24 protein-coding genes are annotated in these 26174 nt (G+C 73.1%); 14 read left to right on the plus strand and 10 right to left on the minus strand.

The features are described 5' to 3' along the window. Positions 1-282: 282 nt before the first annotated feature. From ACFZAM_RS00830 to ACFZAM_RS00840, 3 genes are all read left to right on the plus strand, one after another. Complete coding sequence (locus ACFZAM_RS00830) at positions 283-4359, plus strand: Pls/PosA family non-ribosomal peptide synthetase (protein ID WP_391041732.1); 4077 nt, start codon at positions 283-285, stop codon at positions 4357-4359. A gap of 133 nt (positions 4360-4492) precedes the next feature. Further along, positions 4493-5848 carry a M1 family aminopeptidase gene (locus tag ACFZAM_RS00835; protein WP_391041734.1) on the plus strand — a complete coding sequence of 452 codons (1356 nt, stop codon included), beginning with the start codon at positions 4493-4495 and terminating at the stop codon, positions 5846-5848. Positions 5849-5963: 115 nt separating this feature from the next. Beyond that, the gene (locus ACFZAM_RS00840; protein WP_391041736.1) at positions 5964-6776 is read left to right on the plus strand and encodes a maleylpyruvate isomerase family mycothiol-dependent enzyme; all 813 of its coding nucleotides are present in this window, start codon (positions 5964-5966) and stop codon (positions 6774-6776) included. A gap of 73 nt (positions 6777-6849) precedes the next feature. Here the strand turns inward: ACFZAM_RS00840 and ACFZAM_RS00845 are convergent, their stop codons facing one another. After that, entirely contained in the window at positions 6850-7557 is a 708-nt protein-coding gene (locus ACFZAM_RS00845) for a response regulator (RefSeq protein ID WP_391041738.1), read from the minus strand. Then, complete coding sequence (locus ACFZAM_RS00850) at positions 7554-8996, minus strand: histidine kinase (protein WP_391041740.1); 1443 nt, start codon at positions 8994-8996, stop codon at positions 7554-7556. The genes ACFZAM_RS00845 and ACFZAM_RS00850 overlap by 4 nt, the downstream gene beginning before the upstream one ends. 155 nt (positions 8997-9151) lie before the next feature. Here ACFZAM_RS00850 and ACFZAM_RS00855 point away from each other — a divergent pair, with 155 nt between their 5' ends. Both ACFZAM_RS00855 and ACFZAM_RS00860 read left to right on the plus strand, forming a co-directional pair. After that, the gene (locus ACFZAM_RS00855; RefSeq protein ID WP_391041742.1) at positions 9152-10093 is read left to right on the plus strand and encodes an ATP-binding cassette domain-containing protein; all 942 of its coding nucleotides are present in this window, start codon (positions 9152-9154) and stop codon (positions 10091-10093) included. After that, positions 10090-10905 (plus strand): ABC transporter permease, encoded by an 816-nt coding sequence (locus ACFZAM_RS00860; RefSeq protein WP_391041743.1) that lies wholly within the window; start codon positions 10090-10092, stop codon positions 10903-10905. Before ACFZAM_RS00855 ends, ACFZAM_RS00860 begins: the two co-directional genes overlap by 4 nt. A gap of 627 nt (positions 10906-11532) precedes the next feature. Here ACFZAM_RS00860 and ACFZAM_RS00865 read toward each other — a convergent pair. Together ACFZAM_RS00865 and ACFZAM_RS00870 are read right to left on the minus strand one after the other, a co-directional pair. Beyond that, positions 11533-12042 carry a GNAT family N-acetyltransferase gene (locus ACFZAM_RS00865; protein ID WP_391041744.1) on the minus strand — a complete coding sequence of 170 codons (510 nt, stop codon included), beginning with the start codon at positions 12040-12042 and terminating at the stop codon, positions 11533-11535. A gap of 480 nt (positions 12043-12522) precedes the next feature. Further along, entirely contained in the window at positions 12523-13035 is a 513-nt protein-coding gene (locus ACFZAM_RS00870) for an ATP-binding protein (RefSeq protein ID WP_391041745.1), read from the minus strand. 229 nt (positions 13036-13264) lie between these two features. On the opposite strand from ACFZAM_RS00870, the gene ACFZAM_RS00875 reads away from it, so the two are divergent. The 3 genes from ACFZAM_RS00875 to ACFZAM_RS00885 are packed head-to-tail and all read left to right on the plus strand — an operon-like array spanning position 13265 to position 14543. Continuing rightward, positions 13265-14077 (plus strand): helix-turn-helix transcriptional regulator, encoded by an 813-nt coding sequence (locus tag ACFZAM_RS00875; protein ID WP_355339879.1) that lies wholly within the window; start codon positions 13265-13267, stop codon positions 14075-14077. A gap of 2 nt (positions 14078-14079) precedes the next feature. Then, positions 14080-14301, plus strand: coding sequence for a DUF397 domain-containing protein (locus tag ACFZAM_RS00880; protein ID WP_391041747.1), 222 nt, complete (start codon positions 14080-14082; stop codon positions 14299-14301). A gap of 20 nt (positions 14302-14321) precedes the next feature. After that, positions 14322-14543, plus strand: coding sequence for a DUF397 domain-containing protein (locus ACFZAM_RS00885; RefSeq protein WP_391041749.1), 222 nt, complete (start codon positions 14322-14324; stop codon positions 14541-14543). Positions 14544-14589: 46 nt separating this feature from the next. Here the strand turns inward: ACFZAM_RS00885 and ACFZAM_RS00890 are convergent, their stop codons facing one another. Continuing rightward, a complete protein-coding gene (locus ACFZAM_RS00890; protein WP_391041751.1) occupies positions 14590-15168 on the minus strand; it encodes a WHG domain-containing protein in 579 nt (192 codons plus the stop codon). A gap of 97 nt (positions 15169-15265) precedes the next feature. Between ACFZAM_RS00890 and ACFZAM_RS00895 the strand changes: the two genes are divergently transcribed. Continuing rightward, positions 15266-15712, plus strand: a complete 447-nt coding sequence (locus ACFZAM_RS00895; RefSeq protein WP_355339867.1) for a DUF1772 domain-containing protein — start codon at positions 15266-15268, stop codon at positions 15710-15712. 175 nt (positions 15713-15887) lie between these two features. On the opposite strand, the gene ACFZAM_RS00900 is transcribed toward ACFZAM_RS00895, so the two are convergent. Then, a complete protein-coding gene (locus tag ACFZAM_RS00900) occupies positions 15888-16298 on the minus strand; it encodes a winged helix-turn-helix transcriptional regulator (protein ID WP_391041753.1) in 411 nt (136 codons plus the stop codon). A gap of 105 nt (positions 16299-16403) precedes the next feature. Between ACFZAM_RS00900 and ACFZAM_RS00905 the strand changes: the two genes are divergently transcribed. Beyond that, positions 16404-17255 carry an NAD(P)H-binding protein gene (locus ACFZAM_RS00905; protein WP_391041755.1) on the plus strand — a complete coding sequence of 284 codons (852 nt, stop codon included), beginning with the start codon at positions 16404-16406 and terminating at the stop codon, positions 17253-17255. A gap of 15 nt (positions 17256-17270) precedes the next feature. On the opposite strand, the gene ACFZAM_RS00910 is transcribed toward ACFZAM_RS00905, so the two are convergent. Both ACFZAM_RS00910 and ACFZAM_RS00915 read right to left on the minus strand, forming a co-directional pair. Next, positions 17271-18035 carry a cytidylate kinase family protein gene (locus ACFZAM_RS00910; protein ID WP_391041757.1) on the minus strand — a complete coding sequence of 255 codons (765 nt, stop codon included), beginning with the start codon at positions 18033-18035 and terminating at the stop codon, positions 17271-17273. A gap of 44 nt (positions 18036-18079) precedes the next feature. Continuing rightward, entirely contained in the window at positions 18080-18520 is a 441-nt protein-coding gene (locus ACFZAM_RS00915) for a VOC family protein (RefSeq protein ID WP_391041758.1), read from the minus strand. 269 nt (positions 18521-18789) lie between these two features. Between ACFZAM_RS00915 and ACFZAM_RS00920 the strand changes: the two genes are divergently transcribed. After that, positions 18790-19458 (plus strand): SUMF1/EgtB/PvdO family nonheme iron enzyme, encoded by a 669-nt coding sequence (locus ACFZAM_RS00920; protein WP_391043463.1) that lies wholly within the window; start codon positions 18790-18792, stop codon positions 19456-19458. Between the two features lie 643 nt (positions 19459-20101). Here ACFZAM_RS00920 and ACFZAM_RS00925 read toward each other — a convergent pair. Continuing rightward, positions 20102-20737, minus strand: coding sequence for a TetR/AcrR family transcriptional regulator (locus tag ACFZAM_RS00925; RefSeq protein WP_355339855.1), 636 nt, complete (start codon positions 20735-20737; stop codon positions 20102-20104). Positions 20738-20859: 122 nt separating this feature from the next. Here ACFZAM_RS00925 and ACFZAM_RS00930 point away from each other — a divergent pair, with 122 nt between their 5' ends. Continuing rightward, positions 20860-21525 carry a redoxin domain-containing protein gene (locus tag ACFZAM_RS00930; RefSeq protein WP_391041760.1) on the plus strand — a complete coding sequence of 222 codons (666 nt, stop codon included), beginning with the start codon at positions 20860-20862 and terminating at the stop codon, positions 21523-21525. Between the two features lie 493 nt (positions 21526-22018). Here the strand turns inward: ACFZAM_RS00930 and ACFZAM_RS00935 are convergent, their stop codons facing one another. Next, positions 22019-24574: a lamin tail domain-containing protein gene (locus ACFZAM_RS00935; RefSeq protein ID WP_391041761.1), complete on the minus strand. Its 2556-nt coding sequence runs from the start codon at positions 24572-24574 to the stop codon at positions 22019-22021. On the opposite strand from ACFZAM_RS00935, the gene ACFZAM_RS00940 reads away from it, so the two are divergent. Beyond that, complete coding sequence (locus ACFZAM_RS00940) at positions 24471-24920, plus strand: hypothetical protein (RefSeq protein WP_391043598.1); 450 nt, start codon at positions 24471-24473, stop codon at positions 24918-24920. The genes ACFZAM_RS00935 and ACFZAM_RS00940 overlap by 104 nt on opposite strands. Positions 24921-24974: 54 nt before the next feature. Further along, positions 24975-26108, plus strand: coding sequence for an N-acetylmuramoyl-L-alanine amidase (locus ACFZAM_RS00945; RefSeq protein WP_355339846.1), 1134 nt, complete (start codon positions 24975-24977; stop codon positions 26106-26108). Positions 26109-26174 lie beyond the last annotated feature (66 nt).

Here is a 26174-nt window from a genome sequence, read left to right on the forward strand (position 1 = left end):
CGTGATGACATCGCGCGGCCATCTCTTGGCGGCTCCTCGTGTGTGTTGCGGCACGTTCGGCCGCGCCGGCCGGGCGTCGGCGGGCGGGGCGGAAGGGACGGTCGCCGCGCAGGTCAGAGGGGGCACGAGAGGGGGCGGAAACGCGTTCGAAACGCGGGTGGGCGCGGGGTCGCTCGGGAGGCGGCGCGGAAAGGCCGCCCGTAAGATTGGTCGGCTTGTCTTGCTTTGTACGCCTGAGCAGGGTGCCGGGCCCCCGGACGGGGGACGAGGGACGAGGAGCGCATGGATCTGAGCGTGGAGAGCGACCCGCTGCGGGATGTGGACCTGCTGCTGGGAGTGCTGGACGCGGCCGAACGGCCGAGCCTTCCGCACGCCCACTTCGCGGGAGGTACGGCCGCCGGGGCGCGGACGCTGCTGGACGTGCTCGACGCGACCGTCCTCGCGCACCCGCAGGAGCCCGCGCTGGACGACGGGCGCACCGCGCTGACGTACCGCGCGCTGGCCGCCGAGGTCGACACGCTGCGGCGCGGGCTCGCGGCGGCCGGGATCGGGCCGGGCGACCGGGTCGGTGTCCGGGTGCCCTCGGGCAGCAACGACCTGTACGTCAGCATCCTGGCCGTGCTCGCGGCGGGCGCCGCCTACGTCCCGGTGGACGCCGAGGACCCGGACGAGCGGGCCGAGCTGGTCTTCGGCGAGGCGCGGGTGGCCGCCGTACTGGGCGCGGACCGCGCCCTCACCCTGACCGGCACCACTCACGCGCCGACAGGCACCCCTCACGCCACCGCCCGGACCGGCACCCCTCACACCACCGCCCGCCCCGGCCCCCCTCACGCCACCACCGTGACCGGCACCCGTCACGCGCCGAACGACACGCCCGCGTCGAAAGCCCCGCGCCGCCCCTCCCCCGACGACGACGCCTGGATCATCTTCACCTCGGGCTCGACCGGCCGCCCCAAGGGCGTCGCGGTCACGCACCGCAACGCGGCGGCGTTCGTGGACGCCGAAGCCGCGCTGTTCCTCCAGGACGAGCCGATCGGTCCCGGCGACCGCGTGATGGCGAGCCTGTCGGTGGCCTTCGACGCCTCGTGCGAGGAGATGTGGCTGGCCTGGCGCAACGGCGCCTGCCTGGTCCCGGTCCCCCGCTCGCAGGTGCGCGGCGGCAGCGACCTCGGGCCGTGGCTGGCCGAGCAGGAGATCACGGTGGTCTCGACGGTGCCGACGCTGGCCGCGCTGTGGCCCGCCGAGGCGCTGAACGAGGTGCGGCTGCTGATCTTCGGCGGCGAGGCGTGCCCGCCGGAGCTGGTCGAGCGGCTGGTCACCGAGGGCCGCGAGGTCTGGAACACCTACGGCCCGACCGAGGCCACCGTCGTCGCCTGCGCGGCGCTGCTGACCGGCGAGGGCCCGGTACGGATCGGGCTGCCGCTGGATGGCTGGGAGCTGGCCGTGGTGGACGAGGCGGGCGAGCCGGTGCCGATGGGCGGCAGCGGCCAGCTCATCATCGGCGGCGTCGGCCTGGCCCGGTATCTCGACGCCGAGAAGGACGCGGAGAAGTACGCGCCGCTGGAGTCGATGGGCTGGGCGCGCGCGTACCGCAGCGGGGACCTCGTGCGCGCCGAGCCCGAGGGGCTGCTGTTCCTGGGCCGCGCCGACGAGCAGGTCAAGCTCGGCGGGCGCCGGATCGAGCTGGGCGAGGTGGACGCGGCGCTCCAGGCGCTGCCGGGCGTAGCGGGGGCAGCCGCCGCCGTACGCACGACCAGGCGCGGCAATCAGCTGCTGGTCGGTTACGTGGTGGCGGGCGAGGGCTGGGACCGGGCCGCGGCCGTCGCGGAGCTGTCCACGAAGCTGCCCGCCGCCCTCGTACCGCTGCTGGCGACCGTCCCCGGCCTGCCGACCCGCACCTCGGGGAAGGTGGACAGGGCCGCGCTGCCCTGGCCGCTGCCGGAGTCGGCGGGCCCCGCGCCCGGCGAGGAGGCCGCCGAGCCGCTGCGCGGCACCGAGGCGTGGGTGGCCGAGCAGTGGACCGAAGTCCTCGGTGTGCCGGTGGTCGAGGCGCGCGACGACTTCTTCGCGATCGGCGGCGGCAGTCTGGCCGCGGCCCAGCTCACGACGCTGCTGCGGACCCGCTTCCCGTCGGTGGCCGTCGTCGACATCTACCAGGCGCCGACCGTGCGCAAGCTGGCCAGGATGCTGGACCGTTCCGTACGGGACGACCGCCCGGCCCGCGAGATCGCGCCGGTGCCCGGCCGCGCCAAGGCCGTCCAACTGCTCGCGCTGCTGCCGCTGTTCGCGCTGACCGGGCTGCGCTGGACGACCGGGCTGCTGGCGCTGGGCAACACGCTGGCCTGGACCGGCCACTACCCGTGGGCGCCCACCGCGTCCTGGTGGCTGGTCGCCGCCGGGGCCGTCCTGCTCTTCAGCCCGCCCGGCCGCCTCGCGCTGGCCGCGGCCGGTGCCCGGCTGCTGCTGCGCGGGCTGACCCCCGGCAGCTATCCGCGCGGCGGCGGCGTCCACCTGCGGCTGTGGGCGGCCGAGCGGCTGGCCGAGGCGACCGGCGCGACCTCGCTGTCCGGGGCCTGGCTGATCCGGTACGGCCGGGCGCTCGGCGCCCGGATCGGGCCGGACGTGGACCTGCACTCGCTGCCGCCGGTCACCGGCATGCTCAAGCTCGGCCGGGGCTGCGCGGTCGAGGCCGAGGTCGACCTCGCCGGGTACTGGCTGGACGGCGACCGGCTCGAGGTCGGCCCGGTGAAGGTCGGCTCCGGCGCCGTCGTCGGCACCCGCAGCACACTCCTGCCGGGCGCCAGGATCGGCAAGCGCGCGCAGATCACGGCCGGGTCCAGCGTCACCGGGCAGGTGCCGACCGGGCAGAGCTGGGCGGGCGCGCCCGCCGTCAAGGTCGGCAAGGCCGAGCGGCGCTGGCCCAAGCAGCGGCCCGCGCGCCGTACCCGCTGGGCGGCGGCGTACGGCGCGAGCGGCGTCGGCGTGACGCTGCTGCCGCTGATCGCCGGGCTCGCGGCGCTGGCCGTCGCGGCCTGCCTGGTGCCCGCCCACAGCGGTCTCGGCGCCGCCGCGCGGGGCGCGCTCATCGCGCTCGTCCCCGCCACCCTCGCCTTCGCGCTGGTGTACGCGGCGCTGCTGATCGCCGCCGTCCGGCTGCTGAGCCTGGGCCTGCGGCCCGGCTGGCACCCGCTGCACAGCCGCGTCGGCTGGCAGTCCTGGACGGTCATCCAGCTCATGGACGCCGCCCGCGACAAGCTCTTCCCGCTGTACGCGGGCCTGATCACGCCCGTGTGGCTGCGGGCGCTCGGCATGAAGGTCGGCAGCGGCGCCGAGGTCTCCACGGTGCTGGCGATGCCGAGCCTCACCACCGTCGGCGACGGCGCGTTCCTCGCCGACGACGTCCTCGTCGCCCCGTACCAGCTCGGCGGCGGCTGGCTGCGGATCGGCGCGGCCGAGATCGGCGAGCGCGCGTTCCTCGGCAATTCGGGGATGACGGCGCCGGGGCGCGCCGTCCCGGACCGCGGCCTGGTCGGGGTGCTGTCGGCGACGCCGAAGAAGGCCAAGGAGGGCCGCTCGTACCTGGGCATGCCGCCGGTACGGCTGCCGCGCACGGCTGACGACGCCGACCAGAGCCTGACGTACGCGCCGCCGGTACGGCTGGTGTGGGCGCGCGGGCTGGTCGAGGTCTGCCGCCTGGTGCCGGTGCTGGCCTCCGCCGCGCTGGCCGTACTCGTCCTGGCCGTGCTGGCCCGGCTGGCCCGCGACGCGGGCGTCCTGGCGGTGGCGCTGCTGTCGGGGCCGGTGCTGCTGGCCGCGGGCGGCGCCGCCGCGCTGGTGTCGATCGCCGCGAAGTGGCTGCTCGTGGGCCGCTTCCGGGCGGTCGAGCGCCCGCTGTGGAGCGGTTTCGTGTGGCGCAACGAGCTGGCCGACACCTTCGTGGAGGTGCTGGCCGTGCCGTGGCTGGTCGGCGCGGTGCCCGGCACCGCCGTGATGAGCCTGTGGCTGCGCGGCCTCGGCGCGCACATCGGCCGGGGCGTGTGGTGCGAGAGCTACTGGCTGCCCGAGGCCGACCTCGTCACCCTGGAGGACGGCGTCAGCGTCAACCGCGGCTGCGTCCTTCAGACCCACCTCTTCCACGACCGGATCATGCGCATGGATACGGTGGTGCTCCGCACGGGCGCGACCCTCGGTCCCGGTGGCATCGTGCTGCCCGGCAGCGAGATCGGCGCCCGCAGCACCCTGGGGCCCGCGTCCCTGGTGATGCGCGCCGAGTCCATCCCCGCGGACAGCCGCTGGCTGGGGAATCCGGCCGAGGTGTGGTTCGAGGAGGAGCCGCCCGCGCGGCGGGGCGAGGCGTGAGAGGTCGCCCGCGGCCGGCCGGGGGCGGACGCGGTCCGTCGGGCGGCGCGCCACGTGCCGGCGCGCCGGCACGTGTGCCCGGCCCGTCCGGGGGAACGACCAGGCCGTACGGGGGTGCGGCCCGGTGGGAACGATGAGCGAGGAACCGTTGAGCCAGAAGCGAGCAGCCGGGCCGGGGGCGGCGGACCCGTACTTCCCCGCGCACGGCGACAGCCGTTACGGCGTCCACCGGTACGAACTGGCCCTGGACTACCGGCCCGCGTCCAACCGGCTGCGCGGCACGGCGCGGCTCAGCGCGGTCGCGGGCGGCGCGCCGCTGCGTGAATTCGCCCTGGACCTGGCCGACTTCAGGCTCCAGCGGGTCGTGGTCGACGGTCGGCCCGCGCACTACACGCACCGGGCGGGACGGCTGCGCGTACGGCCCGCGAAGCCGGTCGAGGCGGGCGCGGCCTTCACCGTCGAGGTGGCCTACACCGGCAACCCGCAGCCCATCAACAGCCAGTGGGGCGGCCTGGGCTGGGAGGAGCTGACCGACGGCGCGCTGGTGGCGAGCCAGCCGGTCGGCGCGCCGTCCTGGTACCCGTGCAACGACCGGCCCGCGGACAAGGCGTCGTACCAGATCGCGGTCACCGCGCCGTCCGCGTACACCGTGGTCGTCGGCGGGCGGCTGCTGTCCAGGACCACCAAGGCCAGCAGCACCACGTGGGTCTACGAGCAGGCGGCGCCCACGTCCAGCTATCTGGTGACGGTGTCGATCGGCCGCTACGAGACGGTCCAGCTCACCGGCGGCGCCTCGCTGTTCGCACCGCGCCGCCCGGTACCGCAGACCGGTTACGTACCGGCGGGGCTGCGCGGTGAATTCGCCGTCGACTTCGAGCGGCAGACCCGCATGATGGACTTCTTCGAGGACGTCTTCGGTCCGTATCCGTTCGGCGAGTACGCGGTGGTCGTCGCCGACGAGGAGCTGGACGTGCCGGTGGAGGCCCAGGGCATGGCCACCTTCGGCACCAACCACCTGGGCGGCAGGCGGCATTGGGAACGGCTGGTCGCCCACGAGCTGGCCCACCAGTGGTTCGGCAACAGCCTGTCCATCGGCGACTGGCGGCACATCTGGCTCAATGAGGGCTTCGCCAAATACGCCGAGTGGCTGTGGTCGGAGCACACCGGCGGCCCGCTCGCCGCCGCGCACGCCGCCACCGCCCACGACCGCCTCTCCCGGCTCCCGCAGGATCTGCGCCTGGGCGACCCGGGACGCCGTCTGATGTTCGACGACCGCCTCTACCAGCGCGGCGGCCTCACCGTCCACGCCCTGCGACTGGCCCTCGGCGAGGGCGCGTTCTTCCGGATGCTCAAGGCGTGGGCGACCATAAACCGCCACTCGACGGTGGTCACGGCCGACCTCGCCGCGCACGCGGCGCGCTACAGCGCCGACTCGCTCGACCCGCTCTTCACCGCCTGGGTCCACCGCACACCGCTGCCCCGGCTCTAGGGCGTGTCCGCCGGGGGGCCGGGCGCGAGCGGGGAGCAGGGAGCGGCGGTCGTGGGCCGCGTCGCGCGACGCGCACCCTGGACAGAAGCGGCGGGCTCGGTCACTCTTCTGCACCATGACGGTACCCAGCCCCCTGGTCAGCGCGGACTCGCCGCTGTCCGTGGCCGTCCCGGCCGTCGCCGAGCGGATCGCGGCGCTGCTGCGGTCGCCCTCGGACATGGCCGTGCCGATTCCCGGCGCGCGGTGGACGGTTGGGGAGGCGGCGGCGCATCTGATGCTGGCCAACGCCCTGATGGCGGACCTCGCCGCCGGGCGCGAGCGGCCGTACGGCGACGGGACGCCGGGCGGCCTGGCCGCTGCCAACACCGCGTCCCTGGAAGCCTTTACCGAGCGCGACCCGGCGATCCTGGCGGCCGGGATCGTCCGGCACGCGCGGGCGTTCACGGACACGGCGCCGTCCAGGGAGCCGGGCGCCCAACTGGCCACCCCGATGGGCCCCATGGACCTCGGCCACCTCGGCGCGTATCTGCTCGCCCACATGCTCGGACACGGCTACGACATCGCCGTGGCCCTCCGCCGCCCCCACATGGTCAGCCCCCAACGGGCCCTGCTCACCGTCCCGTTCCTCATGACGGCCATGCCCCGCGTCGTCGAACCCCGCACCGCCGCCGGGCACACCGCCTGCTACGACCTCCGCCTGCGCGGCGGCCCCCGCTTCACGGCCACCTTCACCGACGGGGCCCTCGCCGTGACCGACGCCCCGCCGCGCCGCCCCGACTGCACGATCGTCACCGAGCCCGTCACCTTCCTCCTCATCGCCCTCGGCCGCCGCACCGCCACGAGCGCGCTCGCGCGCGGCGCGATCCTGGCCTGGGGCCGCAGGCCCTGGCTCGCGCCGCGCTTCCCGACGCTGTTCACGGCGCCCTGAGCCGGGGGCGCTGAGCCGGGGCCTTGAACCGGGGTCTTTGAGCCGGGGCGCCGACTCCGTGCTCAGGCAGCGCTCAGGCCGTGCCGACGAGGCCCGACTCGTACGCGATGATGACCAACTGGACCCGGTCGCGGGCGTCCAGCTTCGTGAGCAGGCGGGAGATGTACGTCTTGACGGTCGCGCCGCTGATGAAGAGCTCGGCGGCGATCTCGGCGTTGGCGCGGCCGAGGCCCACGAGGGTGAGGATCTGGCGCTCGCGGTCGGTGACGGCGGCCAGCCGCGCGGGAGCGTGTGCGTCCACCGGCCCCGCGGGCGGCGGCTGTTGGGCGAAGTGCGCGATCAGGCGGCGCGTGACGGCCGGGGCGATGAGGCCGTCGCCCGCCGCCACGACGCGGATCGCGGCCAAGATGTCGTCCAGCGCCATGTCCTTGACCAGGAACCCGGACGCCCCCGCGCGCAACGCCCCGTAGACGTGGTCGTCCTGGTCGAAGGTCGTCAGCACGAGGACGCGCGGGGCCCCGGTCGCGTACACCGGGTCCTCGGTGATCCGGCGCGTCGCCTCGATGCCGTCCATGCCGGGCATGCGGATGTCCATGACGACGACGTCCGGCCGCAGTTCGGCGCTCAGCCGAACGGCGTCCGCGCCTGTACCCGCCTCGCCGACCACCGCGAGGTCCGGCGCGTCGGTGATGATCATGTCGAGGGAGGCGCGGACGAGGGGCTGGTCGTCGACGAGGAGGACGCGCACGGGGACCGCAGGTCCGGCGGCGTCGACGGTCATCGGACGGGCTCCGTGACCGGCATACACGTGAACGTCCCCGCGTCGGGAGCTGGTTGGGCCTCCTGGGGCGGCACCGGCAGCCGGGCCGTCACGCGGAAGCCGCCGTCCGGGCGCGGCTGCGCCGAGAAGTCGCCGTGCAGCAGTCCGACGCGCTCGCGCATGCCGACGATGCCGTAGCCGCCGCGGGCCGGGGCCCGTACGGCGTGCGTCGTCGTACGCGCCGGGTGCGGCTCCGGGTCCGCGCCCGGGTTGCTGACCTCGACGGCCAGCTCCGCCGCGCGGAACTCGATGGTCACCGCGCAGGACCGCGCGCCCGCGTGCCGTACGACGTTCGTCACCGCCTCCTGGACGATGCGGTACGCCGACAGCTCGATCTCCGGCGGGAGTTGGCGCCGTACGCCGGACCAGGTCACGTCCACGCGCACGCCCGCGGCGGTCGTGGTCTCGGCGAGCCGGGGCACGTCGGCGATTCCCGGCGCGGGGGCGGGCCGTACGGCCTCGCGCGTACCGTCTCCGCCCGCGTGGGCGCCGCCCGCCTGCGCGCCGCGCCCGGTCGCGACCGTCCCGGCAGAGCCGTTCCCCTGCGCGCTGTTCGCGTCCGCGCCATTGCCGTCCGTGCCGCTCCCGTCAGAGCCGTTCCCGTCCGCGCCGTTCCCGTCCGCCTCGCGCAGGGCGCCGAGCATGCGGCGCAGCCCGGTCAGCGTCTCCCGCCCCGCCGTCTCGATCTCGCCGAGCGCGGCGCGGGCGCGGTCCGGCTGGGTGTCGAAGACCTGCCGCGCCGCACCGGCCTGGAGCGCGACGATCCCGATGGTGTGCGCGACCATGTCGTGCAACTCCCGCGCGATCCGCAGGCGTTCGGAGGTGATCGCCCGTTCCGTCGCCTCCGCGCGCAACGCCTCCGCGTGCGCGTGGCGCTGCCACACCGCGTTGCCGACCAGCCACACGATCGCCGTCGTGAGCGCGGCCGTCAGCGTCGTCGTCGCGTCGGTCTCGTAGCCGAGCAGCGCGCGACCGCCCGAGTAGCCGACCAGCGTGGCCAGCGCCAGCACGCCCGCCGTCGCCGACGTGCGCAGCGGCTGCGTCGCCGCCAGATAGCAGACCGCCACGTCCACCGCGAGGAACTGCAACAGCGGGATGTCCCCCACCGCCATGGCCAACACCGAGCAGACGGTCCCGGTGAGCAGCAGGCACAGGGCGGGGAGCGGGCGGCGCTCGCGGCGCGCGGCGGCCAGGACGAGGACGGCCGCGAGGACTTCGTCCAACTGGTTGCCGAGGCTCAGGTCGAGGACGCTGAGGCCGCGGGTCTGCGTCTGCTCGAAGACGGTGTACGCGGTGACCGCGAACCAGATCAGCGCCATCCACGTACCCGGCCGTACGCGGGAGAGGCGTTTGAGCGGTGAGTGGGTGAAGTCCATGCTCAGCTCCCTGCCCAGGTCCATGCTCCGAGCGTAACGACCGTCCCCCACCTGGGCATTCACCCGGGGACGTAAGCCCGTGGGCGTACGGCGGGGCGGACCGTTCCGCGACCGGCGGACAGGGGGACGTCCTCCGGCGGCCGATGACCCCGCGCCGCTCCGGACGGCAGCGTGGTCCCGTGATCGAAGTCAGCCATCTCACCAAGCGCTACGGCCGGACCACCGCCGTCAACGACCTGTCCTTCACCGTCCGCCCCGGCCACGTCACCGGCTTCCTCGGCCCCAACGGCTCGGGCAAGAGCACCACTTTGCGGATGCTCGTCGGCCTGCACGCCCCCACTGGCGGCACCGCGACGATCAACGGCCACGACTTCCGTACCCGCCGCCGGGGCCTGCGCCACGTCGGCGCGCTGCTCGACGCGGGCGACGCGCACGGCGGGCGCACCGCGTACGACCATCTCCGCTTCCTGGCCCGCAGCAACGCCGTTCCGCGCGGCCGGATCGACACCGTCCTGCGCGAGGTCGGGCTCGGCGACGCCGCCGGCCGGCGCATCGGCGGTTTCTCGCTCGGCATGCGGCAACGGCTCGGCATCGCGGGCGCGTTGCTCGGCGATCCGCCGGTGCTGCTCTTCGACGAGCCGCTGAACGGGCTCGACCCCGAGGGCGTGCTCTTCGTCCGTGCGCTGTTCAGACGGCTGGCCGCCGACGGGCGCACCGTCTTCGTCAGCAGCCACCTCATGACGGAGATGGAGCACACCGCCGACCGGCTCGTCGTCCTCGGCCGGGGTCGACTCCTCGCCGACGAGAGCGTTTCCGCCTTCGCCGCGCGCGGCGCGCGGCAGCGCGGGCAGGTCGTCGAGGTCCGCGCCGACGACCCGGCGGGGCTGGTGACCGCGCTCACGCGAGCGGGCGCCCGGGTGACGCAGGCGCCGGACGGCCTGCTCACGGTGACGGCTGCCGAAGGCTCCGGGATGGACGCCGTACGGATCGCGGGGATCGCCGTGGAGCACGGCATCCTCGTCCATCAACTGACGACGCGGAACGGCTCGTTGGAGCAGGCGTTCATGGAACTGACAGGTACGAGCGTGGAGTACGCGGCGGAGTCGGGAGAGCGGTCATGAGTACGGAATCCGGCCTTCTCGAACCCGCGCCCCGCTTCTGGGACTTGCTGGCGGCGGAGTGGATCAAACTGTGGTCGCTGCGGTCCATCCCGTGGTTCGTGCTGCTCAGCGCCCTGGCCGCGGTCGGCGTGAACGCCAACGCCGCGCGCGCCGCCCGCGCGCACTGGCACTCAGGGCCGCCCCCGTTCACCGCGCACGGCGCCCTGCAAGAGGCGTTCAGCCGTCCCGCCGCCGCCTGGGTCCTGCTGGCCATGGGCGCGGTGGGCGCCATCGCGATCCTCAGCGAACAGACCACGGGCCTGCTCCGTACGACGTTCTGCGCCGTCCCCGCCCGCCGGGAGGTCATGACCGCCAAGGTCCTGGTCGTGACGGCGGTCGCCGCCGTCTTCGGCGTCCTCACCGTCGCCGCCTCCGTCTGGTGCGACGCGGCCATTTTGTACGGCCGTTACACCGGCGTCCCCCTCACCGACCCCGTCGCCCTCCGCATCACCGCCGCCTCCGCCGTCCTCGCCCCGCTCGGCGCCCTCATCGGCCTCGGCCTCGGCGCCGTCATCCGCCACAGCGTCGCCACCATGGTCACGCTGTTCCTTCTCGCCTTCATCCTCCCCGTCTCCATCACCGACCGCACCCACCTCAGCGCCACCCTCACCCACGCGCTCCCCTTCAACGCCTGGTACCGCCTCACCCTCCCCATCGCCATCCTCCACGCCCCCTACCCCTCCACCATCCCCGGCGCCTGGCTCACCTTCGCCGCCTGGGCCGCCGCCCCCGCCCTCCTCGTCCTCCTGACGGTCCCCCGCCGCGACCAATAACGCCGCCCCGGCGGGGGGGGTGCGCTTCGCCTTGCCCTCGCCAGCGGGGGCGGCGGGCCCGGGCGGGGGCGCGCCGGGACGGCGGGGGGGCCGTGGCGGAGGGGGGCCGGGACGGCGGGGCGAGGTCGGCGACGGTGGGCCGTCGCGGCGGCGCCCCGGGGGCATCCGCGCGGGGGGGGGGGGAGGAGCTTCGCGGTGGTGACGGCCACCTGGACGGGGGCATCCCCGCGTGCGCGGGGGCAGCAACTGGGCGCCGCCCAGGCCGCGGATGAACTGGGGTCATCCCCCCGTGCGCGGGGGCAGGGTCTCGTGGGGCCGGAGACGTGGCGCCGCCTGGGGTCATCCCCGCGTGCGCGGGGGGCAGCACCAGACTGTCTACGACGTGCGGTCACAGAAGGGGTCATCCCCGCGTGGTCCGCGTACAGCGTAGAGCTGAGGCGAGTGACCCGCCCCTACGGCGTGGGCGGGGAGCGGCTGAGGTCGTCACGAGGTTCGTGGAGCGGGCCCGGGGCCCGGGGCGAGGCGCGCCTCGGCAGCCGCCGTCCCGGCTGACGCGGGGTGACGACGCGCCGTGCCGTCGCCGCGCGATACGCGATGGCGCGGCCGTCAGCGGGTGACGGCGACCGCTCACAAGGCGCGCCGCATGCAGACCAGTTGCTCCCGCTCGTCCCACGAGTCGGTGACGGTGAAGCCGAGCCGTTCGTACAGCGCGATGGCCCCGGTCCGCCACTTCCACACCGAGAGCCGGACCGTATCCGCGCCGTTCTCCGCCGCCTGCTCGAACGCCGCGCCGAGCAGAGCGGACGCGACGCCCCGGCCACGGAACCCGGCTTCGGTCCAGAGCCTCTTGACCTCGGAGTGCCCGTGGTCCGGACGCGTCACCACCACGCAGCCCACGGCGGCGTCCCGCACGAGCGCCACCAGCACGACATCGTCGGCGAACGCGCTCCGAGGGTCGGTGATCTCCGCCCGGTATCGATCCGGCAGCCCGTCCACCCCCGCGACCGCCTCCCCCTTCTCGGCCTCGGTCCGCAGGTGGTAGGCCGCCAGCAGCCCGGCCAGCCCGGCCAGCCCGTCCCCGGCCGAAGGTGCCTGGTCCGGCCACCGGACGACGGCGACCTCAGGTTGATCACTCATGCCGCCAGCATCACACGGGGCGCCCTTTCGTCCGCGCCCACCCCGTATCGAACGTCAGCGACCTCAACGCACGCAGTCGAGCCTTCCGACGTGCCCCCGCTCCCTCCGCGACCGCAGCTCCCGCCGTACGCCCCGCACCGCCCGGTCGGAGAATCGGGAGGCCCTACGCCCCGTCCAGCGTCGGTGAGTCCCGACGAGCGGTCATCCCCGCAGGCGCGGGGACCACCCCTGGGTCACGGTGTGGTGGACGACCACCCCGGGATCATCCCCGCGTGCGCGGGGAGCGGCAGGACGCGCCCCGGCCGCTGGCCCGCGTGCGGGGGTCATCCCCGCGTGCGCGGGGAACTGGCTTGCCGACGTGCGGAGTTGCCGGGCGCAGAGCCAGGGTTGAACCAGGTGCAAAGGGTCAGGCAGAGGCGGCGAACCGCGTCGCGACGAGGCCGCCCGCGTACAGGGTAGGGCCGAGGATGCGGCGAGGACTCAGCGGGCGGGGCCCGGCACCGCAGAGTCGCCCCACGGCGCAGACGCAGACGCAGGGGCCGGGACGAGGGCCCAGACGACCTTGCCGGTGGCGCCCGCGCGCGGGGCGACACCCCAGCGGCCGTGGGTGACGGCGTCCACGAGGAGGAGCCCGCGCCCGCGTTCGGCGGCAAGATCAGGGGTGGGGGCGTCGAGAAGGACGGGTAAGGAACCGCCGGCGGCGTCGTGGACTTCGAGGAGCAGCCCGTCGGCGAGCCGATGGGCGCTGACGCCGAACTGCTTGCCGGGAACGTGCCCGTGGCGCTGTGCGTTGGCGGCGAGTTCGGCGAGGACGAGGCAGGCGGCCTCGGCCACGTCGCGTTCGGCCCGCCACGCGGCAAGGGTTCGCATCAGCGAGTGACGGGCGCGCCGTACTCCCAACGCCGTTGGGGGCCACAGCTCTTGTGGATCGGTGTACGGCTGCGGGGGCGGCGGCGCGCCACCGCCCTTCGCCTCTACGGCAACTCCCGACATAGCGCCTTACCGTCTCTCCGTGCGTGATCGAATTCTCACTTTCCGTACACAAGCGTGAGGCGGGAGCCATACGATCGCCAGGGGTCGGCCGTTGACCCCGCGAACAGCAAGGGGTACGGGCCCGGTTACGTGGCCGCCGCCGCGAAACCCGCAGGCGGAGCCGCCAATCGGCGCTGGCCACAGGCTCGTTGCCCACGACGGAGGCAAGGCGAAAGGAACGGGCGCTCGGATGATCGACGGAGCCGAGGACGAACTCAGCCCACGCGCGATGCTCGCGGCCGAACTCACCAGACAGCGGGAGCGCGCCGGTTGGACGCTGGCCGAACTCGCCGATCGTTCCAAGTACGACCCGTCCTATCTCCAACGGCTGGAGAAGGGCGTCCGGCTCGGCTCCCTCGACGCCATCGACGCGCTCGACCGGCTGTACGGAACCGGTGACCTGCTCAGCAAGTTGTGGCGTGCCGCCAAGCGCGAGGCGGGGCAGAGCCGGTTCCAGGGCTTTGTGGACTTGGAGGCGGAGGCGACGAGCATCCAGGAGTTCGCCGTCAGCACGGTTCCCGGGCTCCTACAGACCCCTGGATACGCCGAGGCGCTGCTGCGCACGCGCGGGCCGAAGAGCGAAGAGTTGCTGACGCAACAGGTCACCGCCCGCATCGCCCGGCAGGACCGTCTCATCGATGCGAAGCCACTGAACTACCGGGGCTTGCTTGACGAGTCGGTCCTTCGAAGGCCACCCCGTGACGCGGGCGTGTGGACCGAGCAGTTGGAGCGTCTGGTGTCGGCCGCCGAACAGCCGAACATCGTTCTGCAAGTGGTGCCGTTCTCCGTCGGACTGCACAACCTCCTGACCAGTCCGCTTCAGCTTCTCTGGCTCCCCAGCGGGCGGACGGTCGCCTACGTGGAGAGCAGTTGGACCGGCCACCTCGTAGAGGAAACGGAGGAGGTGGACCACCTGCGCTTGTCCTACGATCGACTTCGGGACTCCGCGCTGTCGCCCACCGAGTCCTTGGACATACTCCGATCCGCACTGGAGGACCACTAGTCATGCAGAGCACCGGTCTGAATCTGAGCGCCGCCGCGTGGCGCAAGTCGTCCTACAGCGGCGGCGCGGAGCCGGACAGTTGCATTGAGGTCGCCGACAACTTCCCCGGCACCGTCCCCGTACGCGACTCCAAAGACCCCCACGGCCCCGCCCTCACCTTCCCCACCGCCTCCTGGTCCGCCTTCATCGACGCCGTGAAGTCCGGCCAACTCCCCACCGTCTGAACGTCCGAGGACCAGTGATCATGCCAAGCACCGGTCTGAATCTGAGCGCCGCCGCGTGGCGCAAGTCGTCCTACAGCGGCGGGGCGGAGCCGGACAGTTGCATTGAGGTCGCCGACAACTTCCCCGGCACCGTCCCCGTACGCGACTCCAAAGACCCTCACGGCCCCGCCCTCACCTTCCCCACCGCCTCCTGGTCCGCCTTCATCGACGCCGTGAAGTCCGGCCAACTCCCCACCGCCTAGCGGTCCGCCCCGGCGCGAGGCCGGGGGCGGGGGCGGGGCCGGGGCGTCAGAGGACGGCGAGGCGGTCGACCAGCAGCTCGGTTCTGCGTTCGGTGTCCCCCGGCGGGAGCCGCCCGGCACGGGTCAGGGTGGCGAGTCCGTGCAGGGACGCCCAGAACAGCTCGGTGAACAGCCCCGGGTGGACGCCGTCCCCGGCCACCTCGCCGAGGGTCTCCAGCAGAGCGGCGAAGGCGTCCTTCAGCGGCTCCGGCGTGTCCTCGTGCGCGAAGGCGAGGCCGCCGTCGAGGTTGAACATGGCGTCGTAGACCGCCGGGTTGCGTTCGGCGAAGTCCAGGTAGGTGCGGGCGAGGGTGGTGACCCGGGCGCGCGGGTCGTCCACGGCGGAGGTCGCGGCCCGTATCGCCACGGCCATCTCGGCGGCGCCCTGGAGGGCGACGGCGCCGATGATCTCGCGCTTCCCCCGGAAGTGGCTGTAGAGGACGGGCTGGCTGTACTCGATGCGCTCGGCGAGGCGGCGCGTGGTGACCGCGTCCCAGCCCTGGCGCTCGGCGAGTTCGCGGGCCGTGGCCACGATGAGGCGTTCGCGGCCCGCCCGTTCGCGCTCCTTGCGTTCCTGTACCGACATGACTCGATTCTAGCACCGCTAGACAATCGAGCGGTAGCAGGTCTAGCGTTGAACCAACGGCTAGCAACGCTAGATCCTGATCTCCGGGAGGATCACCATGCTCAACGCACTTGAGGTCATCACCACCGTGGTCGTCGGCGTGATGGTGGGGGTGGAGTTCTCCGTCGCCTTCGTCATGAACCCGATCTTCAACGCGCTGCCCGACGACAGCGGCCAGCTCGCCCGCGCCCACGGGGGTCGCATGCTCGGCGCCGTGATGCCGTTCTGGTACATCGGCTCGCTCGTCCTCGCCGCCGTCTGGGCCGTCGCCGGGCGGCACCACGACGGTGTCGGCCTCGTCATCACCGGTGCCGCGCTGCTGATCGTCAGCGTGATCATGTCGATCCTGCTGCTCGTCCCCATCAACAACCAGAGCAAGACCTGGACCCCCGAGAATCGGCCCGCCGACTGGAAGCAGCAGATGAATCGCTGGGACCGCTTTCACTACGTCCGCGTCGCCGTCATCATCGCCGCCTTCGCCTTCCTGGCCGCCGCCCTCCTCTGACCGGGCCGCCCCGCCCCCGCCCGGGCGCATGCGCGCGCCGAATCCCGCCCTTCCCCGCACGCGCGGGGAGCAGCGGATGCCGCCGTCGGCGTACGACAGGCCCTTGGGGACATCCCCGCAGGCGCGGGGGGGGCCGTAGGGTGTCGTGGGGGGCTGCTCGCAGAGGTGTCGGCGGTCAGTGGCGAGGGGACCAGGACGGGGTGGAACCGCCTTCGGGGACGGGCGAGGGCGGCGGGAGGCGGCGGGTGATGCGGTCGAAGAGGTCGGTGAGGGGCTCGCCGATGTCGCGGCCGAAGTCGGTGAGGCCGTAGGTGACTTGGGGAGGAGTCGTCGGCTCGACCGCACGCCAGATCAGGCCGTCCTGGACCAGGGCGCGCAAGGTCTGCGCCAGCATCTTCTCGCTGATGCCCCGGATGCTGTCGCGCAGCTCGTAGAACCGCAGGTCGTTGGTCCGCAAGGAGATCAGCACCCAGATGCCCCACCGGCTGGTCACGTGGTCGACCATGTCGCGCGCGGGGCAGTCGGTGTGAAACACCTCATACCGAGGGTCCGCCACGACCGGCTTCAGCTGCACGCCTTCCTCCATGTCCGGAGCTTACCTCGGGGTATGTCCTTACGGAAAGTAAGCCCGGCTCCTAGCGTCAATCCCCGTAGCCACAACGGATAACGCAGCAGGAACGAGGAGCCGAACATGATCGTGGTGACCGGTGCGACCGGAAACGTGGGCCGGCCTTTGACGCAGGCACTGGCCGAGGCGGGCGAGCAGGTGACGGCGGTGTCGCGGCGACCCCCGACCGGCTCGGCGCAACTGCCGCACGGCGTAAGCCACTTGTCGGCCGACCTGGCCGAACCGGCAAGCCTCGCAGCGGCGTTGGACGGAGCGAAGGCGCTGTTCCTGCTCCTGTCCGGCGACTTGCACGCCCCCGAAGCCAGGCCCGCCGACCTCATCGGCCTCGCCGCTGCCCACGGCGTACGCCGGGTCGTCCTGCTGTCCTCGCAGGGCGTGTCGACCAGGCCGCTCGACCCGTCGCGGGTCGCAGTGCGCGCGGTGGAGGACGCATTGCGGGGCTCCGGCCTGGACTGGGCGATCGTACGACCGGGCGGCTTCGCGTCCAACGCCCTGGCCTGGGCGGAGTCCGTGCGTACGGAGCGGACGGTCGCCGCGCCCTTCGGCGACGTGGGGGTTCCGGTCGTCGACCCGGCCGACATCGCCGAGGTCGCGGCGGCCTGCCTCCTGGACGACCGGCACAACGGCGGGGTGTACGAGCTGACCGGCCCCGAGGTCATCACTCCACGTCAGCAGGCCGCTGCCATCGCCGCCGCGCTCGACTCGCCCGTACGGTTCCACGAACTCACCCGCGAAGAGGCCCGGTTGGCGATGACCCGCTTCGTACCGGCCGAACTCGCCGACGACACCCTCGACATCCTCTCCGCCCCGCGTCCGGCCGAGTTGGCCATCAGCCCGGACGTCCAGCGCGTCCTCGGCCGCGCCCCGCGCCCCTTCCGCGACTGGGTCACCCGTAACATCGCCGCCTTCCGCTGAGGCGCCGAGTCCCGGTCAGCCCTGCCTGACCTCCCAAGTCGGGTTCTGGAGGGGGGTGTTGTGGACGGTGATGTCGGCGTGGTCGGCGGGGTGCGCCGTGGCGGCGTAGAGCCGCTGGGCGGGGAGGTAGCGGTCGCGCCAGGACCGTTCGATCTCGGCGGCGGCCGTCGGCGCCGCGTCTCGGTTCCGGGCGGCGGCCGTCAGCGCCGCGTCCCGGCTCCGGGCCCGGTCCACCGTCTGCTCGAAGGGGACGGACACGAGGACGCGCAGGTCCCACCGGTCGAGGAGTTCGGGGCGCAGGAGGAAGACGCCGTCGAAGAGGAGTACGGCGTCCGCCGGGGCGGTCGCGGCCGGTGGCGACAGCGCGGTGTCGGTCTGCGCGTCGTAGGCCGTCGTTCGGAACCTCCGGTCTCCGCCAGGTCCCAGCGGGTCGAGCAGGAACCGGCACAGCGCGGCGCGGTCGTGGGCGTCGAAGTAGCAGCCTTCGGCGGTGTACCGGCCGCGCCGGTAGCGCTGTGCGCGCGGGACGAGGAAGTCGTCCACCGTCGCCCGGATGACCTCGCGGCCCCGCGCCCGCAGCACGACGGCGAGTTCGTCGGCCAGGGTCGTCTTCCCCGCGGCCGGCGGCCCGTCGACCGCGACCCGCACCGGGTGCCTTGTCGTGACCGCCCCGGCCGTGACCGCCCCGGCCACCCCGGCTGCCCCGGCCGTGACCGCCCCGGCCGCCCCGACCGCCTCCGCCAGCCGATCGATGAGCTCCCCACGGGTGCCCTGCTCCATCGCCGCCCCTCCCCACGTGAGGGGCGGGCGGATGCCGTCCCCGGTCAGCCTCCCGCCGAGGCCGCGGCAACGCAGAACTCATTGCCCTCGGGGTCGGCCATCACCACATGGTGCCCCTCGAACTCCTCCAGGACGACCCCGCCCGCCTTCACCAGCCGCTCGGACTCCGCCTCGATCCTTGCCCACCGCTCGTCGGGGCTGCCGTGTCCCGGCACCCGGACGTCGATGTGGAGCCGGTTCTTGGCGGTCTTCGGCTCGGGGACCTTGAGGATGCAGAACCGGGGGCCGACGCCGTCGGGATCGCAGAGCCACGCGCCGTCGTCCGCGGAGTCGTCCTCCGGAAGGTCGAACTGCGCCAGCCACTCCTCACGGGTCGTGAACGGAGCGGGCGGCGGCTCGTCCACATACCCCAGGGCCGTCTTCCAGAACGTGGCGAGGAGTTTCGCGTCCGCGCAATCAAGGGTCAGATCGATTCTTGCTGCCATGACAGGACCGTAACGCGCACCTCGGACAATCGCGGCCGACGCGGACGAGGGCCGACCGCGAATACCTCGACTTCCACGGAGGGGGTCTTCCCCGCATTACGCGAGGGCGGCGGAGGGGCTGACCTGGGGGGTTGTCGGCGGGTGGGGGTGGATTCGGCGAGGTGGCGGGGGCGGGCGAATGGGGCAGGTGGCCGCCTGGTGGGGGACGGTGCCGGCGGGCCGTGGGGGCGTATTCGGGGTGGTCGGTAGGGTGGCCGGCTGTGGAGGACATGGTGGGGGTCCCGGCGGGACGGGTGACGGTGTCGGACCGGCGGACGCAGAAGAGCTGGCAGGTCGAGGTCGCGGCGTTCGAGATGGCGGCGGTGCCGGTGACGCAGGAGGCGTACGCGGAGGTCACCGGCCGGAGGCCGAGCAGTGTGGAGGGCGGGCGGCTGCCGGTGGAGGGGGTTTCGTGGTGGGACGCGGCGGAGTTCTGCGACGCCCTGTCGCGGCGGGAGGGGCTGACGCCCGCGTACGCGTTGGACCGTGAGGCCGAGCGGGCGGAGTGGGACGCGGCGGCGGACGGTTACCGGCTGCCGACCGAGGCCGAGTGGGAGTACGCCTGCCGGGCGGGGACGACGGGGCCGAGGTACGGGCAGCTCGACGCCGTCGCCTGGCACCAGGGGAACTCGGACGGGCGTACGCACCCCGTCGGCGGCAAGGAGCCCAACGCCTTCGGCCTGTACGACATGTTGGGCAACGTGTGGAACTGGTGCTGGGACGTCTACGACGCCGAGGTGTACGGGACCTACCGGGTGCTGCGCGGCGGCGGCTGGGCCGACGAGCACTGGAGCTGCCGCGCGTCCGTGCGGCGCCGCAGCCATCCGACGTTCGGAATCGACGACGTGGGGTTCCGCGTCGCACGTTCTACGCTGCCGCCGTCGCCGCCCCGGCCGTAAGGACCGTAAGGGTCGCAGGACGATCGACCTCCACGGTCGCCCACGTCCGGACACGCATCGCCGTTCCCCCAACGCACGGCCTGCGGGCCGGGGCTATCCCCGCACGCGCGGGGAGCAGACCTATAACGGCGTTATAGCCAGACGGGAAGAGGGGTCATCCCCGCACGCGCGGGGAGCAGGCCGCATGTTCGGCGGGCGGCGGTCGTGGGCGGGGGTCATCCCCGCTCGCGCGGGGAGCAGCCGTTCATGCCGACCGAGATGACTTTTGACCAGGGGTCATCCCCGCTTGCGCGGGGAGCAGCCGCACCGCCGCCGGCCGCGGTGCACGACGACGGGGTCATCCCCGCTTGCGCGGGGAGCAGGCTCGCTGACGTGCGGGGTTATCAGGGGGCAGGGGCCGATTGAACCAACTGTCGAGGATCGGGCGAATAGGGCAAGCGGCTCCTGAAGGCGGGCCGCACGGCCCCGAGCACAGGATATGGCCGCGGCAGGCGGCCGCAGGGGCCAAGGCTGGACCGAGCGCCAAGACGTGGGTGCGGGCGACTCACGGGGGCTGGGTCCAAGCAACCAGCGTGCGGTGAACCGCAGTTAGTTCCGCCGCACCGAGGGGGCGCGGCGGCGGCGCCCGGAGTTCCGTCGGACGTCATCCGGCGCGCTGGCCGAAGGTAACGCCAGGGCTGAGGCTCAGGGCCAGGACGGTGTCGAGTGCGGTCTCCAGCGGAAGGCTGTCCCGCTGGATCTGGGCGAGCAGGAGTGCGCCCTGCAAGGCGCAGAGGAGGGTGACCGCGAGGTCGTCCGGATCGATGCCGGGCCGGAGGCGCCCGGCGGCGTGCAGGGCGGCCAGCCCTTGGCCGATGACGGTGGACCAGCGGCCGAACCCGACCGAGACCCGAGCGCGGGCCCGCGCGTCGCTCTCGGCGAGCTGACCGCCGAGGGACCCGAGCGGGCAGCCGCCCCGGCCGTCGAGGCGTCCGGCCTCGGCGACGACGAGGTCGCGCCAGGCGCGCAGCCCCTCGACCGTGTCGAGCCCCGCCTGCTCGGTGGTGGTGACGATGGCGTCGGCCTGGCGGTCGATCACCGCCTGCACGAGCGCTTCCTTGTCGGCGAAGTAGTGGTAGAGCTGCGAGCCGCTGACCTGGGCCGCGGCCTTGACGTCTTCGAGGGTGGCGCCCGCGACCCCGCGTTCGTGAACGAGTTCGGCGGCGGCGTCGACGATACGGGCCCGGGTCCGCAGCCCCTTGGGCGTGAGCTTGGCCGTCGGGCGCGTATCGGTAGCCATGACGCCACGCTAACACCGTTTTGGACTTGAGAACCCATTTTTTGGACGCGAGAGTGGAATCTGCGACCCAGAAATCACTGGGCCCATCGCAGCACGATTCGCAGCACGCAAGGGGCGCTCTCATGAACGACATCGCAACCCCGGTCGCCGACCGGGCCGCCGAGGTCCAGGCGCAGGCCGCCGGGCGGCTGCCCGCCGAGGTCGGAACCGCCTTCGAGAACGAGAGGCGGCGGCTGATGGCGGCCGGTGTCCCGGACGGCGTCGCCGGTCCGGGCACCGCCATGCCCGACGGCGACCTTCTGGACGCGACCGGTCGGCCGACGAGCCTTTCGGCCGTACGGGCGGGGCGCCCGGCCGTCGTCGTCTTCTACCGGGGCGCCTGGTGCCCGTACTGCAACCTGACCTTGCGCACCTACCAGGAGGCCCTGGTCGACCAACTCCGAGCGCGGGGCGTCGCCCTGATCGCGCTCAGCCCGCAGAAGCCGGACGGCTCGCTGACGATGACCGAGAAGCTCGGCCTGTCGTACGCCGTACTGTCGGACCCGGGGAACCGGATCGCCGCGCAGCTCGGCATCGTCTTCACCCTCGCCGACAGCGCGCAGGACGCCCAGGCGTCCCTCGGCGTCCGCCTCACCGACGTCAACGCCGACGGGTCTGCCGCTCTCCCGCTCGCCACGACCGTCCTCGTCGGCGCCGACGGCTCCATCCGCTGGATCGACGTCCACCCCGATTACACGACGCGGTCGGAACCCGCCGAGATCCTTGCCGCCGTCGCGGCCCTCGAATAGCCCTCGGCGGGGCCGCGCCCTGAGCAAACACGTCATCCCCGCACGCGCGGGGGGCCGCCATGCGCGGGGCACAGCGCCAAGTAGCCCCCGGGGCCATCCCCGCACGCCGCGGGGTGCACGACGCCCTGGAGAAGACCGTCACCAAGCACATGGGCTCATCCCCGCACGCGCGGGGGGGCAGTTCGGTGACAGCATCGGCGAACTGCTGGACCGGGGGTCATCCCCGCACGCGCGGGGGGGGCAGATGCTGTGGCCCGCGTAGCTGGCACGGGCTGGGGGGTCATCCCCGCACGCGCGGGGGGCGGTCTCGCTGACGTGCATGTTCAGCAGTGGGGGGAGGCGGATGGAACCAACCATCAAGGATCGGGCAGATGGGGCGAACCGCCACGCGGTGGGAGTGCGTGCCGGGGCTGGGTACAGGGTACGGCGGGGTGGCGCCGCGTGTGGGGGTCGGGAGAGGCCGGGCGGGGGGCCCGGCCTCTCTTGGCGGGGGTCAGGACAGGAAGGTCTCGCAACGGCCACCGACGTTGGTGTTGTTGCCGGTGCCGGGGTGGGCGGTGTCGAGGCCGGGGCCGCAGTCGAGGGTGTCGTTGCCGGTGGTGGACCGGACGGTGTCGGAGCCGCCGCCCGCCGAGACGACGTTGTTGCCGCCGCCCGCGTCCACGCGGTCGTCGCCCCCACCCGTCGTGATCTGGTCGTTGCCGCTGCCCGCGAGGACCACATTGGCGCCGTCGCCCGTGGAGACGACGTTGTTGCCGCCGCCCGCGTCGGTGTACGAAGGGCCGGTGCCCGGGAGGGAGATGCGGTCGTTGCCCGCGCCGGTCAGGACGCAGTCGCTTCCGCCGCCGCCGTCGACGGTGTCGTTGCCGCCGCGGCCGAGGATGAGGTCGTTGCCGGGGGTGCCGGTGAGGCGGTCGTTGCCGGGGGTGCCGAGGATGACGTTCTGGATGTCGACGCCGGTGCAGGGGCCGAAGGTGACGGAGCCGGTGTGGCGGATGCCGGTGAGGCCGGTGGGGGTCTCGGTGTAGGTGAGGGAGGCGCCGCGGGCGACGGTCGCGGGGACCGGGGCGAGGACGGCGGGCTCGCCGTCGACCGTACGCACGGTGGTCGTGCGGCCGGAGCCGGTGATCTCGTAGGAGCCGCGCCCGAGGGAGAGCGTGGCCGCGCCGCCGGTCAACTGGACCTGGGCGGGGGCGGATCCAGGGCCGACGTACACCAGTACGCCCGCGGGGTCGCGGGCGTCGGAGACCAGGACCGTACGGCCGCCGGTGGCGACGACACGGCCGGAGGTGGTGCCGCCGAGGGCCACGTCGGAGAAGCCGTTCAGGGGCAGGAAGGCGCCGCCCGCCGCGCAGGCGATCGTGCCGCCGCGCAACGCGTGCCCGCCGTCGTCGCTGTCGTCGGACCAGAAGACCGGCTTGCGGCCGTCGACGCACTCGGAGCGCGGGGCGAAGGCGAAGCCCTCGTTGTTGAGGTTGGGCATCGCGGCCGGACGCTCGTAGAGGCCGGTGGCGGCGAAGTCGCCGTTGGCGCCCACGGCGAAGGTCGCCGTACGGCCGTTGCAGGTGTCGTCGCACACGGCCCACAACTGGTCGGCCTCGGCGTCGAACTGGAGCTCCATGACGCTCGGGAAGCCGCTGGCGAAGGCGGCGACGCGGGTGAAGCCGCTGCCGGACTGGTCGAGGGCGTACGCGTAGACGCTGCCGTTGCCTTCGAGGCCGACGAAGAAGAGGCCGTCACCGTGGTCGGGGTAGGCGGCCGGGGAGTACGCGGCGCCCGTGTGCTGGTCGCGGAAGCCGTGCGAGGTCAGGTAGCTGTCGGGCACCCAAGTGATGCCCTCGAGGCCGCTGTTGGCGCCGACCGGCGGCAGGTCCGCCGTCAGATTCCACTCGCGGGTGGCGCGCAGCGCGCCGGACCCCGTGCCGGGCGGGTCGAAGCGCAGCACCTCGGGACGGCTCACGCCGCTGACCGCGTTGTCGCGCTCGGTCGAGACGAAGACGCCGCCGGAAGGGCCCGCGCCCGTCAGGGCGACCCCCTCGGCGTCGGGGTCACCGGTCCCGTCCGGGTAGCGCAGCGCCTTGCCCGCGCTCCACCCGTCGGCGGTGTCCGGCGCCCACTTGGCGCCGTCCCACTCCAGCCGGTACAGCGTGGAGGGGCCGTTCCTGACGGCCCACAGCACACCGGGAGTCGGCCCGCCTGAGCCCTCGTACGCCAGGCCGCTCAGGTTCGTACCGAAGACGTTCGCGTCGTCGACCGTGGTCACCGAGGAGCCGCCCGGCCACGGGGAGGCCGCGACCTGACCGGCGCACGCGTTGGCCGCGCCCTTCGTGGAGGCGGCCGTCGTCGCGAAGTCGCCCGTGCCGTCGGGGCAACGCCCGTACGTGGTCGCCGCGTGGGCGGTCCAGGAGTACGCGTCGATCAGCGTCGTGCCGTCCGGCAGGAAGAGGCGGGCGGAGTCGGCGCCGCCGAGACCGAAGGCCGACTCGACGTCGAGGGCGAGGAAACCGCCCGGCGCGACCGACGTACCGGCGGGGACCGTGAAGACGTGGGAGTCGTCGTTGTCCTTGACGAGCCAGCCCGATATGTCCACGGACACGGGACTTGTGTTGGTCAACTCGACCCAGTCGCCGGGCGTTCCGCCATTGGACTCGACCTCATTGATTCTCACGGCCGACGAGGGCGCTCCGCAGTCGTTCGCGGCGCCCTTGGTGGAGGCGGTCGTGGTGACGAAAGCGCCGGTGCCGTCGGGGCAACGGCCGTACGTGGTCGCCGCGTGGGCGGTCCAGGAGTACGCGTCCACCAAGGTCACGCCGTCGGGCAGGAAAAGCCGCGCGGAATCCGCGCTTCCCAGCCCGAAGACGGGGTCGACGTCGAGCGCGAGAAAACCGCCGGGCGCGATCGACGTACCGGCGGCGATCGTGAACACATGGGAGTCGTCATTGTCCTTGACGAGCCAACCCGACACATCAACAGCAATCGCACCCGAATTGACCAACTCGACCCAGTCGCCCGGCGTTCCGCCATTGGACTCGACCTCATTGATTTTCACGGCGGAAGGCGCCGCGTCGGCCGTCGGCGAAACAGTCGGTGAAACGGTCGGCGAACCGGCCGGCGAAACCGCCGAGGCGGCGGACGAGGACGCGAGGAAAAAGGGAATCGCGGTCAGGAACGCGACGCCCAGAGTGATTGACGCACGCCATCTCTTATGCAAGATTTGCAAGGCTGTGGGTCCCTCTTCGGTCGGCACGGCGGGAAATGAGCAGGGGTCCCGCGAAGCCTCCGGCAGCCCGGCGAATGGCGGGCGAACCGCGGGCGAACGCCAGGTGAGCCTTCGGTTCCACACCGAGCATCACGATCTTGAAACAATTCTGGTCAGACATCAGAAGGCTCAATAGTCTCCGGGTGCACGGCAGTTAACAGTGACTGCCACGTTCCTCGGGGAGCATGCATTGGCCATACACGAGCACGAGGTCGACCGTCGCACGTTGTTCAGAGTCGGCCTGGGCGGAGCGGTCGCCGCCGTCGTCGGTACCGAACTGGCCTTGCCCGGAGCGGCCGTCGCCGCGCCGTCGCCGCAATTCCCGTGGATCATCGACTGCGACACGTGGGGCGCCCGGCCGCCGTCCAGCCCGATCCAGATCACGGGCAACACCACGAACAAGATCATCCTGCACCACATGGCGTTCCCCAACGTCACGGACTACTCGCGCGCCCACGCGGTCCAGCTCGCCAAGGACTGCCAGGACCTGCACATGGACACCAACGGCTGGGCCGACACCGGCCAGCACTTCACCGTCAGCCGCGGCGGCTACGTCATGGAGGGCAGGCACCGCAGCCTGGAGACGCTGGTCACCGGGGAACACCAGGTCACGGCCGCGCACTGCCCCGGTGAGAACGGCAACGCGATCGGCATCGAGAACGAGGGCACGTACATCACGGAGACGCCGCCGCGCGCGCTGCTCGACTCCCTGGTGGAGCTGTGCGTCGCCGTGTGCCGGCAGTTCGACCTGCACGCCTGGGACATCTTCGGGCACTGGGACTTCCGGCTCGGCACCGAGTGTCCCGGCGCCGCCTTCTACGCGCAGTTCCCGACGATCCGCTCGCGCGTCCTGACCCAGATGCGCACGCCCCGGCGGGACATCCCCGCGCGCCGCTGGCCGGACATCTGGCGGTTCGTGGACAGCCAGGTCGTCGGGGTCGCGCAGTACCTGCTCAACAACGCCGGGTACACCGCGCTGACGCCCAACGGCGTCTTCGGCACCGACATGAACGCCGTGGTCGCCGACTTCCAGACCACGCACGGCATTCCGGTCACGCCCGACGCCACTTTCGACACCGCAACGTGGGAAGCGCTGGCGCCCGTACTCGACAAGCACGCCACCGGGCTGCCGGTGAGCGGCCTCCAGTCGATCCTGGCCCTCAAGGGCTTCGCCGGTGTCACGGTCAACGGCACCTTCGACCACGCCACCCAGAAGGCCGTCCAGGACCTCCAGCGGCTGCACGGCCTGCGCCCCAACGGCAAGGTCGACCTGAGCACGTGGTGCGCCGCGGTCGGCGGGTCGGTCCGCGAGGCATTCTGTTAACCCGCGCCATACGGGTGCGGTGCACCTGATCTTTTAGGGGCGTTGGGGCCGCCGTCGGGGCGGAGC

This window comes from Streptomyces sp. NPDC008079 (genome assembly GCF_042957385.1).
Lineage (GTDB): Bacteria > Actinomycetota > Actinomycetes > Streptomycetales > Streptomycetaceae > Actinacidiphila.

What these genes read in the sequence shown, in the direction of transcription:
- ACFZAM_RS00905 (WP_391041755.1), top strand. Translation starts at nt 16,404, where the DNA reads ATGATCGTGGTGACCGGTGCGACCGGAAACGTGGGCCGGCCTTTGACG.
- ACFZAM_RS00890 (WP_391041751.1), bottom strand. Translation starts at nt 15,168, where the DNA reads ATGTCGGTACAGGAACGCAAGGAGCGCGAACGGGCGGGCCGCGAACGC.
- ACFZAM_RS00880 (WP_391041747.1), top strand. Translation starts at nt 14,080, where the DNA reads ATGCAGAGCACCGGTCTGAATCTGAGCGCCGCCGCGTGGCGCAAGTCG.
- ACFZAM_RS00830 (WP_391041732.1), top strand. Translation starts at nt 283, where the DNA reads ATGGATCTGAGCGTGGAGAGCGACCCGCTGCGGGATGTGGACCTGCTG.
- ACFZAM_RS00920 (WP_391043463.1), top strand. Translation starts at nt 18,790, where the DNA reads ATGGTGGGGGTCCCGGCGGGACGGGTGACGGTGTCGGACCGGCGGACG.
- ACFZAM_RS00865 (WP_391041744.1), bottom strand. Translation starts at nt 12,042, where the DNA reads ATGAGTGATCAACCTGAGGTCGCCGTCGTCCGGTGGCCGGACCAGGCA.
- ACFZAM_RS00930 (WP_391041760.1), top strand. Translation starts at nt 20,860, where the DNA reads ATGAACGACATCGCAACCCCGGTCGCCGACCGGGCCGCCGAGGTCCAG.
- ACFZAM_RS00910 (WP_391041757.1), bottom strand. Translation starts at nt 18,035, where the DNA reads ATGGAGCAGGGCACCCGTGGGGAGCTCATCGATCGGCTGGCGGAGGCG.
- ACFZAM_RS00885 (WP_391041749.1), top strand. Translation starts at nt 14,322, where the DNA reads ATGCCAAGCACCGGTCTGAATCTGAGCGCCGCCGCGTGGCGCAAGTCG.
- ACFZAM_RS00845 (WP_391041738.1), bottom strand. Translation starts at nt 7,557, where the DNA reads ATGACCGTCGACGCCGCCGGACCTGCGGTCCCCGTGCGCGTCCTCCTC.
- ACFZAM_RS00860 (WP_391041743.1), top strand. Translation starts at nt 10,090, where the DNA reads ATGAGTACGGAATCCGGCCTTCTCGAACCCGCGCCCCGCTTCTGGGAC.
- ACFZAM_RS00900 (WP_391041753.1), bottom strand. Translation starts at nt 16,298, where the DNA reads ATGGAGGAAGGCGTGCAGCTGAAGCCGGTCGTGGCGGACCCTCGGTAT.
- ACFZAM_RS00895 (WP_355339867.1), top strand. Translation starts at nt 15,266, where the DNA reads ATGCTCAACGCACTTGAGGTCATCACCACCGTGGTCGTCGGCGTGATG.
- ACFZAM_RS00925 (WP_355339855.1), bottom strand. Translation starts at nt 20,737, where the DNA reads ATGGCTACCGATACGCGCCCGACGGCCAAGCTCACGCCCAAGGGGCTG.
- ACFZAM_RS00870 (WP_391041745.1), bottom strand. Translation starts at nt 13,035, where the DNA reads ATGTCGGGAGTTGCCGTAGAGGCGAAGGGCGGTGGCGCGCCGCCGCCC.
- ACFZAM_RS00840 (WP_391041736.1), top strand. Translation starts at nt 5,964, where the DNA reads ATGACGGTACCCAGCCCCCTGGTCAGCGCGGACTCGCCGCTGTCCGTG.
- ACFZAM_RS00850 (WP_391041740.1), bottom strand. Translation starts at nt 8,996, where the DNA reads ATGGACCTGGGCAGGGAGCTGAGCATGGACTTCACCCACTCACCGCTC.
- ACFZAM_RS00875 (WP_355339879.1), top strand. Translation starts at nt 13,265, where the DNA reads ATGATCGACGGAGCCGAGGACGAACTCAGCCCACGCGCGATGCTCGCG.
- ACFZAM_RS00835 (WP_391041734.1), top strand. Translation starts at nt 4,493, where the DNA reads ATGAGCGAGGAACCGTTGAGCCAGAAGCGAGCAGCCGGGCCGGGGGCG.
- ACFZAM_RS00915 (WP_391041758.1), bottom strand. Translation starts at nt 18,520, where the DNA reads ATGGCAGCAAGAATCGATCTGACCCTTGATTGCGCGGACGCGAAACTC.